At 56.0% G+C, this 11771-nt stretch carries 7 protein-coding genes and 1 pseudogene; 6 read left to right on the top strand and 2 right to left on the bottom strand.

Features of this window, described 5'->3' with window-relative positions; all coding sequences use genetic code 11:
- From H1Y01_RS06950 to H1Y01_RS06935, 4 genes are all read left to right on the top strand, one after another.
- A partial coding sequence (locus H1Y01_RS06950; protein WP_219341345.1) for a hypothetical protein occupies positions 1-1798 on the top strand: 1798 nt, incomplete at its 5' end.
- Positions 1799-1807: 9 nt separating this feature from the next.
- A complete protein-coding gene (locus H1Y01_RS06945) occupies positions 1808-2545 on the top strand; it encodes a glucosamine-6-phosphate deaminase (RefSeq protein WP_257644422.1) in 738 nt (245 codons plus the stop codon).
- A gap of 17 nt (positions 2546-2562) precedes the next feature.
- On the top strand, positions 2563-2781 hold the full coding sequence (locus tag H1Y01_RS06940; protein WP_180539712.1) for a hypothetical protein: 219 nt from the start codon (positions 2563-2565) through the stop codon (positions 2779-2781).
- Between the two features lie 35 nt (positions 2782-2816).
- Positions 2817-3839 (top strand): alpha/beta hydrolase, encoded by a 1023-nt coding sequence (locus H1Y01_RS06935; RefSeq protein ID WP_219341344.1) that lies wholly within the window; start codon positions 2817-2819, stop codon positions 3837-3839.
- 10 nt (positions 3840-3849) lie between these two features.
- On the opposite strand, the gene H1Y01_RS06930 is transcribed toward H1Y01_RS06935, so the two are convergent.
- A complete protein-coding gene (locus H1Y01_RS06930) occupies positions 3850-5301 on the bottom strand; it encodes a sulfotransferase domain-containing protein (RefSeq protein WP_367399775.1) in 1452 nt (483 codons plus the stop codon).
- 99 nt (positions 5302-5400) lie between these two features.
- Here H1Y01_RS06930 and H1Y01_RS06925 point away from each other — a divergent pair, with 99 nt between their 5' ends.
- Positions 5401-6879 carry a radical SAM protein gene (locus tag H1Y01_RS06925; RefSeq protein ID WP_180539710.1) on the top strand — a complete coding sequence of 493 codons (1479 nt, stop codon included), beginning with the start codon at positions 5401-5403 and terminating at the stop codon, positions 6877-6879.
- A pseudogene (wsfD, locus tag H1Y01_RS20230) lies at positions 6855-8153 on the top strand (glycan biosynthesis hexose transferase WsfD); the annotation flags it as partial. The gene H1Y01_RS06925 and the pseudogene wsfD, both read left to right, overlap by 25 nt.
- Positions 8154-8181: 28 nt before the next feature.
- Here the strand turns inward: wsfD and H1Y01_RS06920 are convergent.
- Positions 8182-11751: a polysaccharide pyruvyl transferase family protein gene (locus H1Y01_RS06920; protein ID WP_180539709.1), complete on the bottom strand. Its 3570-nt coding sequence runs from the start codon at positions 11749-11751 to the stop codon at positions 8182-8184.
- Positions 11752-11771 lie beyond the last annotated feature (20 nt).

Here is an 11771-nt window from a genome sequence, read left to right as displayed (position 1 = left end):
GGCTTCAGCTTCGCTTGCGGCCCAGTGCACTGCGAATAGCGCGAGCGACGTGCTGACCGGACAATACAATTCCTACCGGTCCGGAGCGAACCTACATGAAATCATTCTGAAGCCGTCCAACGTCACGGCGGGCCAGTTCGGGTATCTATTCTCAATTCCGGTCGATACGACTCCAATGTTTGCGCAGCCGCTGGTGGCCCATAACCTGACGGTTGGTGGGACCGCCTACTGCACGGTTGTCTTTGTAGCTACCATGGACAACTTCGTTTATGCATTCGACGGCGATAACCCACCGGGCGAGTCGAACCCTTATATATGGAAGAGCGCGCAATTCGGAACTCCGGTTCCCTATGAACCTTACCTGGGTTTCACGAGCGTTGGGATTATGAGTACTCCCGTGATTGACCTCAGTCATCAAATTCTTTATCTGGTAAGTCTCGCGCAGGAAGGCTCGGGTACCGCTGGTTGGACTTACCGGCTGCATGCTCTATCAATCACTACAGGGACGGAGTTCTTCCCGGCCGATCAAACGTCACCGGGCGGAGTGGTGATTTCGGGCAGCGTCCCGGGCACAGGTGATAATTCGAGCGGTGGAACCGTGCCGCTCGTTCCGTCCGAAACCAGGCAACGAGCGGCGCTTCTCGATGTCGACGGCACCATCTACATCAGTTTTGGGTGGGGGAATCCGGGCACGGGTCGAGAGTACACGGCGCCTTATCATGGATGGTCGTTAGCCTATAAGAGCTGCGTCTCCGGCTCAACGACTTGCGCCACCGACCCGCCTTGTTTCAGGGGTTCCGGCTGTGGACTGCAGCAGATTTCGATCCTCAATACGACGCCGGATTCGCATGGAGGCGGTATCTGGATGTCGGGGCGGGGACCCGCTTATGACGGCGCCGGTAACGTGTTCGTGTCGGTAGGGAATGGATGCGCGCTGGGTAGTAATCCACTAACGTGCGGGCCCGAGGGATTTAGCGAGAGCGTCCTGAACGTGACGAATCTCGACTTCTTCGTGCCGTCGACGCCGCCGATATCCACGCTGGACTACAACGATCTAGACTTAGATGCCGGAGGCGTGCTGCTGATTCCCCCGAACGCTCCCCCGGCCGTTAGCTCTTATCTTGTGGCGGGAGGTAAGACGGGCGTGCTCATGGTGCTGAAAACCATCGGACTGACGGGACAATCCGGAAACCCTTATCAGCAGTTACAGGCGACGGGTGTTACTGCCGAGTGTCCGAATAGTCTTCCGGTATATGATCAGGCGCCTTTAGGGAGAGATGGAAATACCGGGGCCTGCGATGAGTATCATCATCCGGCTTATTGGTCTAAAGGATCAGGCGGCTACCTTTATATCTGGGGGCAGACCGATATTCTGCGCGCTTATAGCTTTAACACGGCGGGCAGCGAGCAGTTCGAAACCACTCCCGTTGCAACCTACACGCCCGCGACGCTGCCGGGAAACGGCGGCATACTGGCTGTCTCGGCGGATGGAACGGCGAACGCAATTCTTTGGGCTGTGACGGCAAACGCCAATCTGGGGCAAGGCGCGCTGAGCGCGTTCCGGCTATGGAAGGCCGATGCCCCCGTGCTAACCAAGCTTTGGGATAGTTCGGCCGGCGGAACTACGTTCTTTTCCGTGCAGCGGTTCACTTCACCCGTAGTTTCTAACGGAAAGGTATATGTTCCGACGCCCTCGACCGATGAGAATGGCAAAACACAAATCATGGTTTACGGTCTGTGTTCGGATGTTAGCGGGGGATGTCAACCGGTCCCCACGCATCAGTACCTGTTCAAATAACTTACTAGGGTGGTCGTACATACGGCATCAAGCGCCGAGGCTCTGGGGATGGCAGCTGCGCAGCAAGCCGCGATGCGCATTCGTGAACTCGCAAAACGCTTGTCGGCCGTGTCCATTGTATTTGCTACGGGCGCATCTCAACTAAAGACGCTACGCGCGTTGACCGGCATCCCGGACGTTCCGTGGGAACGCGTTATTGGATTCCACATGGACGAGTATCTCGGAATCAGCGCCGCGCATCCGGCCTCTTTTCGCCGCTACCTTCGAGAGGAGTTGGTCGATCGCGTACCGTTGCGCGAGTTCCGGTATATTGAGGGCGACGCGGACGGGCCCGGCGCGTTTTGCCATCGCTATGCGGCGGAATTGCGCGAGCACCCTCCACAACTCTGCTTGCTGGGCATCGGCGAGAACGGGCACTTAGCCTTCAACGATCCGGGTGAAGCTGATTTCGACGATCGGGAAGCGGTGCGAATCGTGAGACTAGACAATGTTTGCCGCCAACAGCAGGTGAATGAGGGCTGGTTCGTGTCAATCGACGACGTTCCGAAAGAAGCGATCACGCTGACTATCCCGGCGTTGATGGCGATTCCGGAACTCATCGCGTCCGTGCCCGGTGAACGCAAAGCCGCTATCGTTCGCAGGTTCTTATCAGAAGCGATTTCGCCGGACCTTCCGGCAACCATCTTGCGGCGACATCCAAATGTAACGATTTATCTCGATCGCGACTCCGCCGCTTACATTGGCTAAACCTACTCGACTCGAGCGTGATTCCCGATGGGCGTCTCGCCGTGCTGCAGTTACGCCCTTGCACCGCTCTCAGCGACACGGCGGCAAATGGCAAGACGGCGCCCACGGGCAACCTGGTTAAACGATTCGCTCGACGGTTGATTTTGGAAGGTCGACAGTACGCGGAGCGGGAGAGCCCGGCCTATTTGGGCTATCGATTGATTCGCTGGACTTACAAAGACCTCCGTAAGGCCTGAGTTGTCTGTCGGTCGTGCGTTCATAATGGAGATCTATGAGACGCTCAATCGAATTTGCCGTCTTTCTTTGCGGCTTCTCCCTGGTAGTACAGGCACAGATGCCGGAGGCGAAGAGCACCGCTCCCGCGAACACTCTGCCGCCTGGACCTGATCCGAACATTCACTACCACCTAGGACCGGATTCCCTGAGTGAACCGGGCGTTCCCAAAGGCGAGATTCGCGGCCCATTTACGTTACCCAGCCAAGCCTATCCTGGCACCCAGCACACCTATTGGGTTTACGTTCCGGCCCAGTACAGCCCGTCTGTGCCGGCTAGCCTGATGATCTTTAATGATGGGCAGGCGTTTAAGGATGCCGAAGGGGACCTGCGCGCTCAAAATGTTCTGGATAACCTGATCTACCGCCGCGAGATCCCCGTCATGATCGCGGTTTTTATCAATCCCGGCAGGACACCCGAGCAGCCCGAATCGACTCCAAAGGAATGGGGGGATCGAGTGAATAACCGGCCTACCGAATACAATACTCTGGACGACAAGTATGCGCGCGTGATTGTCGACGAGTTACTTCCCGCCCTCTACAAGGATTACAATATTTCGCGGAATCCCGACGACCATGGTATCGGAGGCGCGAGTTCCGGAGCGATAGCGGCATTTACCGTCGCGTGGCAGCGTCCGGATCAGTTCCGCAAGGTCCTGAGTATTGTAGGGAGCTTCACCAACATACGCGGGGGGAACGCTTACGCCGACCTGGTGCGCAAGTCCGAGAAGAAGCCGATCCGGGTCTTTCTTCAGGATGGGCGGAACGATAACCGGGGTTTACGGCCGGACGGGAATTATGACGAGAACCGCGACTGGTTCTACCAGAATGTCCGATTGATGAAAGCGCTCACCGAAAAGGGCTACGAGGTGAACTACGCGTGGGGGATGAACCGGCATGGACAGAAAATGGGCGGGGAAATTCTGCCCGAGATGATGCGGTGGCTCTGGCGCGATCAGCCCGTTTCCACCGATCCTCACGATTTAGTCGAGCGCGGATTTCGAGAGGCTGCGCCTAAGTAGCCGCTATAGGTTAGGACAGCCCCAAAGAGGCAATCGCGGAGCGGAGTTTTGCGCAACGTTCCAGATCCGCCCGGATCCCGTCTTTGAATCCCGGCATGTCCGGCTCTAGATTATGAGAGTAAGCTAGCCAATGTAATAAGTTCCATCGGTCCTTAACAAGGTAATCAGGATAATCGAGTTGCAGTTTCGGCACGGTGCGGTAGACGTGCATGGTGAAATTGGTTAGCTTCGGCCACCAGGGGCGGCGCATTCGGTCTCCGGCAAATCGGGAGTGCGCCCAGCGAGACAGATCGTCTACTAACGGTGTGACGAAGCGCGAATGTAACTTGAGCGGTGTCTCGGCCGCATACTGGACGAACCACTGCGCGTATCGAAGACGGTCAGGACCGGTAAGGTCCGGAAACGCCCGCTCTAAATCCGGGCGGTTCCTATAGAGGTAGTGGGCGAGCCTGGTTAATGGCACGCCAAAGTATAGTCCCTGCCCTCCTAATTCGGAAGGCTCAGTCAGCCATGCAAAAAACGACCCTCGCCCAACGTCGGCGACCGGCGGCCATAGGGCATTCGTGGCCGGATCCAAGGAAAGATAGCAGGCTTCTATGATCGGCGCGACGATGGCTCCGTTGGCGAACACCGGCGAACGACGAAAGGGGTTTCGCGCCGGAAGCGGTTCCGGCGTGGACGGGAACTCTTGATCGACCAGTGAGTATCCTAGCTCAGTCAACTGGCTCCGGTAAGGTTCTGCCGCTAGGAAGTCGAGGACCTCAGGCGCAAGGCCGCTCTTCCATTGACCGACTTCTCCGGATCGAAAAAACCGACGGTGTTCTTCATCGAGCTTTCGCATGAGATCGATATCGCATCTTTCGATCGCCTGCTCGATGCGGGCCTGCTCAACCGGATGGATCCAATTGGCCAGCGAGGTAAGCGTTTGGAGGGTATGCGACCGCAAGTGCTCATAGCGCACGGTGCGGGTCATCCCGGTTCGCTTCCATGCAAGTGAGCACTCGAGTTCGTCGCGAAACGTGTGGGTGGCTGGTGGATAGATCCCGTGCCGCTCGTAAGGGCTGTCGAGCATTGCCTTTAGCTTTCGCTGGTCGATCGAGCCGGCGAAGTTATGAATGTGGTGATAAAGCGAGATCAGAACGTCGCCTGGATGACGAACGGTTGTTAGCACGAACGGTTGTGTTTCTTCGATCCACTCCACTATGGGAGGATCGGGCATGAAATGGTGAAATAGAATCCATCTATCGCCCAGAGACACTGCCTGCTTGCGATCAAAAGGACAAACGAGCCCAAGCTTCGGCAGATCGTACATGGCCGCGAGCAAGTTCAGCAACCAGGTATTTCCCGTCTTAGGGGTACTTAGAATCAGAATGCGGATCTGAGGGCTGGATTGAGCGCCTGTTGACCTTGAGGCTTTGGTCCCGTCACCCGGGATTCTATCTTTTGGTCGCGAGTCGCCCAAGTCCGATTATCGCTGGATCAATCGCAAGAATGCGCACGAGGATGGCGTTGGCTCGTGACCAGGGGCATCCACGCCGCGGGTATCGGATCGAGTGGTAAAATGAGCCTGTTCCCGGAGTTATATTTGACGTCAGTCTTACAATCCATCCAGGCCGCGCCCGACTTGCCGGAGCACCTCCGTGACGAAGTGCGGGTGAATTGGTATATGACGCAGTGGTGCAACTATAGCTGCCCGTACTGCCCGGTCCTGGTGTTTCACAAGCGCACGAAATCCGGTAAGCCGCAACCCCACGCTTTCGACTATTACCCGGTTGAGAAGTGGCTGGAACTGTTCGACACTGTCCAAGCTTCTAAGTTGCACATTCACTTAACGGGCGGTGAACCGTTTCTCGATCGCGAGAACCTTCGCGCCTTGCTTCGAGGTTTCGCCGCCAAGCCGCGCATTCACACGTATATCTCAACCAACGGAGCATGGGACCCGGCGTACTTTGCCGACGTGGATAAATCGAGGATCTTTCTCGATATCGGTTTTCACCCCACTCAGACCAGCTTGAACGAACTGGTCAGACAAGTGGTCCGTATTCGTGAGGCCGGCTTCAACATTGCGATCGTTAATTACGTTCTGTCGCCCGAAAACACCGATATCTTCGACGAGGCGTTCGCGCGGCTCTCGGGATTAGGCTTCTATGTGCATGTATCCCCGATGTTTCCCACCGGCGAGCACATCTCGCGCGAGGTCCGCACGGATCGCGAGATGGAGATTGTAGTTCGGCATAATACCCGCCTTGATCTCCACTACAAGGTAATCTGGCCGGAAATGAACAAGCGCCTATGTTTCTATCCCGCGCTTAACTACAGCCTTGGCTGGGATGGCGGTGTCCAAGTCTCCTGCTTTGACGGTTCGCAGAATGCTTTTGAGCACGGATTCCCGGCACTCCCGCGGCAGGCGGTAGCGTGTCCGCAGCATTCCTGCATAGGCTGCTGCGAGATGTACCGTGCCATCGTCGACGAACCACTATACTCAAACCCGCTAAAGATTTTCACCCATCGAGATCTGGCGCAAGAAGTATCTGCTTATCGGCGTGACGTGCGATCCAAGATGACGGACGAAGAAGTGCGGCGGGAAGTGCGGGACTTGCAAGCAGCGTTGGCGACAATCCGCAAAAAACGCAGTGAAGAGATTCCGCACGTGACCGTCAACTCTATCAAACCGGCTTTGCCCGAGGGACAAAATGTGATCGGGTATGTTGACGCTCCCGACAGCAAGTTCTACGTCGAAGCTCGAAGCCGCGACCGGATCATGCTGACCGGATGGCTAGCCTCCGCGCACTACGGCGCTCCGCTGAAAGAAATCCGATTTCGCATCGGCGATCGGCAGATCGGTTCGGTAAAAGAATTCTATCCCCGGCCTGATGTCGCTGCGCACTTCGGCCGGGAAAATTGGTTGATGAGCGGCTGGCGCACGATGATCTATCTTCCAGCGCTTCCGCCCGGCGAGCATGGTTTGATTGTAGAAGGCGTCGATCCTTTAGGATCGACTGCTTCCATTCCTCCGTGGCCGGTTCGTATCAGCGAGTAACTCCTAACCTCCGGCGGGCGGCAGCCATCTGCTGGGCGCCTGCTTACCTGGTTGTCTTTGCCGCCGTCCTCGCTGTTCAGCTTTTCGTCCCTCCTTGTGTGGGCCTAGCTGACAACGCGGATTCAGTCCGCCTGACGCGGGGCAGCGTTGTTCCAAACTATCCCGTTGAAGAACGATACTTTAGATACTTCACGCCGGACTACCGGAAAGTTGATACACCGCCTTCAAAAGTTGCTGTACCCATCTGGACGGGCAGGGTTACCTTCCTGGTAGTTCAATGGTTGGGTAGCTTCAAGGCGCCCGGCCGCTTCGACGTCCGTTGGCTCGGGTTCGCGCATTTCTGGATCTATCTTCTTTGCTTCAGTCTCTTTCTCGTCACGCTGCGCGGGCGCTCGGCTGTTGTGCGTTGGGTTCTCCCAGCGGCCGCTGTCTGGATATTCGGTGATGTCTTTTATGCGGCTTACCTGAATTCGCTGTACCTGGATGCGATGGGCTTCCTGTGCTTCCTTTTATTGGTCGTGTGTTTAGTGCCGATCAGTTACGGTAGACCGCCGGTTTGGGCGCTCTTGTTCTTAGGATTGGCGGCGCTTGGATTGGCGGCTTCCAAACCGCTGAACGCTCCGACCGTGCTGTTGGCCGGGATATTCGTTGCTCTACTTGCGTTGGCTCAAGAGCGTAGACGCATGCGGCATATCCTGATCACAGTAGGCGCGGGTGTAACGATGATCGGCATACTCTTCATTGTTCGGACGCCCAAGTGGTATGAAGCTCCCTGTCTGGTGGATGTCGTCATGATGAGGATCGCAAAAGGCCCGGACGCCGCGCAAGCTATAAGTGAGTTCGGGCTGTTACCAGTGGACCTCCGATTCGCAGGCCAAGACGCCTTTCGCATTAATGGTCCCTCATCGGACCCGGCTTTTCACTCAAGGTTCATGCATAATACCGCAGGTGGTCTTTTCAGATCGTACTTACTTCACCCAGCCAGAGCGCTGCAATTTCTTCATGAAGATCTCCTTCGATCCGCTCCTAGGCTTAGGCCGCTGGGGGACATAGAAAAGCTATATTCGTCCTCGACCGTTATTGGCCGCTCGCGGCGCTTCTGTTCCTGGAGCGATCTGCACGCAGCGGTGTTATATCATTGGCCGGGTCTGGTCCTAGGGCTCTATGCGATTGCGGTACTGGGCGCATTTCGCAAGTTATACCTGCCGGTACTGATCGCCCTGATCGGCATTCTCCAGTTCTGTTCGGCGTCTCTATTCGATGCGGTCGAGACCGCACGGCACTTATTCATGTTTCATGTGGCTACCGATGTTTTGGTTCTGATGTTTGTTGCTTGGGGACTACAGTTAATCTCGCACGGCCGAAAGTCGCCGGGTCAAACCGTCTCTCTTGCGACAACGGCCGCGCGCCGGCCCTTGGACGGTGCGGCTGCCATGCGATCCCCCACTTCTCTTCGAACCGGCGCTGATTTGTCTTGAATAGTTGATCGTAAACGCCGGTGGGAAGCTTCGCGAATGAACCCTGACCAAAGTGGTGGATGAAACAATCCTCGGCGGTGGCGACGCGCAAACCCGCTCGGCGCACCCTTAATGAGAAGTCATCATCCTCGAACATCCCCATACCAAATTGAACATCTAACTCCCCAACGCGATCCCACACCGTCCTCGGAACGAGGGCACAGAAGAGCGGCGCCGTTTGAACATCCAGCTCTTTACCGGCGTTCCCGAGAGCCAGATCCGCCGCAAAGTGCTCCATCTCCTGTCTATCTTGGTAATTGAAATCGACCTTTACCTCGTTGCCGGCGAAGTTAGTCACAGGGCAGAGCAGGCCGATTGAGGAGTCCTTCTGAACGTGGCGCAGCAGCCTATGAATCCAGCCCGATGTGACGATGGTATCGATGTTTAGGAACAGTAGAAAGTCGCCACGAGCGACCTTTGCGGCCTGATTGTTCCCGGCGGCGAACCCAGTATTCGACTTTAAGGAGCAGTGGGTGATTTTACCGTCGTACTGCTGGAGCAGCGCCTCGGTACCATCAGTAGACGCGTTGTCCACTGCCACGATCTCGTAATTCGGGTAAGAAGTACAATCCAGAATAGAATCCAGGCAAGCATTCACGAACTCTTCGCTGTTGTGCGTGACGATTAGAATCGACACTAGAGGGAATAGGTTTCGGACTCCGCTGTCCAGTCTGTCTACACGCTCGCTCCAGGTATTTGCCTTTGCAAAAGCAATCCGGGCGTTGACCAGGTCGGCGTCGGTTTCGGACAATGCCAAATCCAACTTCTCGGCGAAATCAACAGGGTCGGCGCCGATATAGATCAAATCGCCACATTGCGCGAGTTCTGCCATCGCGGTAGCCACGACAGGCTTGCCGAGGGAGAGATACTCATACAACTTCACCGGATCGGTCGCCTTTGTAACGGCATTCAGCAGAAACGGGATGGTACAAGCATCGAAAAGGTAGAGGTAAGATGGTATTTCGCTGTACGGCTTGCTTCCCAATAGACGGACGTTGGGCAGTAACTCCAATTTGCGCGTGTCCCGGTTGAACACCTGGCCAATCAGGACAAACGTGTACTGCGGCCGAAGCTCCGCGACGCGGTGGATAAGATCAAGATCGATCCAATCGGCAATGGCCCCGAAGTAGCCTACAATGGGTCGCTTTAATCCCTCCAGAAGTTCAGTGGGTTCCGCACTCGAAAAGAAGCCATAATCAACGCCATTCCGAACCAGCATGGGTTTAAGACCCCTGGCAAGAAACTTTCGCTCGATTTCCGCTCCGGTTACGACTAAGAGATCGCATTCTTCAGCCAGAGCCGATTCTTCATCGACGTTGAATCTACCTAAGTTCTGAAACGTGTCCCAATCATCCATGCAGTCATAGAGTATCTTCGCGCCGAAGGCGTGGCGAATGCCCAATGCGAGCCGTCGCCAGAACGGTAGCTGAACATAGACGACGCTCGCAGCCGATCCGGTGTCTTTAAGAAGTTGGCCGAGGGAGCCGGCCAGATTCGAAAGAGCGGCGGTACCGAGTTCTCCGTTGTAAACGTCGATGGCAGCGCAGCGCAAGTGAACTTCCCAAATGTTAGGTTGTAGCTTCGTAATGAAATAGGGCCGGTCGTCCGTTTGCGCGAGGAACCTGCTGGGGCTCACCCAGAAGATACGGTGCCCGCGGCGGGCCATCTCAACAGCGATCTGCTGGGGTCGCTGGAAGCGAAAGTCGAAGTCGATGATACTCAGTACAATGACGTCATATTCGGTTGTTTGGGCCGGGACCCGGGACCGTGCGACGGGCAATCCGGCCGGGGAGTTGGGTGGTTCCCCGGTGAACCGGCGGATATCAGGAAAAGTAAGATCATACTCGGCAAGGTTTCCGAAGCGGTAAGCTACCGCGCCAAGAGCAAAACGGACAAACTGAAACTTCGAATGCCGCAACAGAGTGTAAGCTTTGCGAATTGCAAGCATGATCTGCCAAGCCTTCTGTGATCGAAATGCAACTAAGTTACTTTCGAGCTCCTTTCTATATTGATCGATCGCGGCAAAGAACTGGAACTGGCGCTGCTTCTCGTCCTTGAGTTGATTATTCAAATGGTCGTTTCTATTGAGGAGATCCTGATAAGCCTGGAGAAGGTCGGCGTGTTCTTTGGAGAGTGCTTCGTGCGCCTTACGGTCCAGACGGGCGGTATCGGAGTCGCGATGCAGCGTCATTAGTCCGCGGCTGAGGAGCGATACGTGATCGTTAGTGAGCGAGTAACTCAGTGGTTCCACTCCCGCCAGAGCGACTGCCGATACTGCATCGCGAGCGTTCAGTGCCTGGAAAGCTTCCGGGTTAAACGGGTCGAACGTTTTCGATGCACAACCTTCAGCGAGCGCCTGCTTCAGGTAAGTGGCGTCAACTCCCGTAACATCGATCACGCGTGTTGCCGGCCTTAATTGCTGCGCAATTGCGTCTACCTTAGGGTCATAGGAAAGAACCACGCAAGGTACCGCCGCCAGCGCGCTGAAGATCACAGCGTGCAGGCGCATTCCAAGAACGACGTCGCAGGTCTGGATCGCTTGGAAAGCGCTGCTCCCTCCAGTTGTGCTCACAACGGTCGCACGATCGGCTTTTGCCATTCGGGATAACACGCGCTTCGCGGTGGCGACGTCGTCCTCGATCGCCCCCGAAAGCACTTGGAAAGGGATGAATAGGACTGAACCGCCGGTCGCGTCGATGAAATCATCCAGTGCGCGAGCTATCTCGCGTTCAAGAAATTCCGGATACACTCCGAATGACCAGTAACGGATGCAAACACCGGCAGTGGGGCGGGTTCCGCTTCTGGTGACTGGTGTAGGATGCTGTATTGAAAATGCCGGATCAGCCGTAACTTCGACTTTATCCGGCGGAACACCGATTGATATAAGAAGCGCCTTGGACCCTTCATCGCGCACGGTTATCTTTGCCGCGATCTCGCACGCGGCACGCGTGAGCCGCTTCCCGTGGGCGGAAATCAACGGGCCAACTCCGACCGCGTATAACATTACCGGCTTGCGATGAAGATGCGCGATTAGCGCGCAGCTTGTATAGAACGCGATACCCCAGTGCTTTGCGGTAAGTAGCGTATCGGGGTCCGCGCCCCAATAATCATGGAATAGGCCGCCGCCGCCGATGATAAGCAGATCCGAGGTCTGAATACTGCGTCCAATAGCCGTGAGGTCCTGCCAGTTAATACCTTCGACGCCATGTTCGCGCTCGACCGTAGGAACGTCGCCGCAAATCACACGAACCCGCAGGCCGGGCGATTCCGAGCGTAAGTTTCGTAACATACCCGCAAGGATCGCTTCGTCCCCGGCGTTTTGGAAGCCGAAATAACCGACAATTGTAATGATCAAGAGAGACCATTCATTATAGA

Source organism: Nevskia soli, assembly GCF_903970205.1.
Classification (GTDB): domain Bacteria; phylum Acidobacteriota; class Terriglobia; order Bryobacterales; family Bryobacteraceae; genus Bog-113.
The sequence above is the reverse complement of the archived record's forward strand: the minus strand, read 5'-3'. Positions and strand labels throughout refer to the sequence as shown.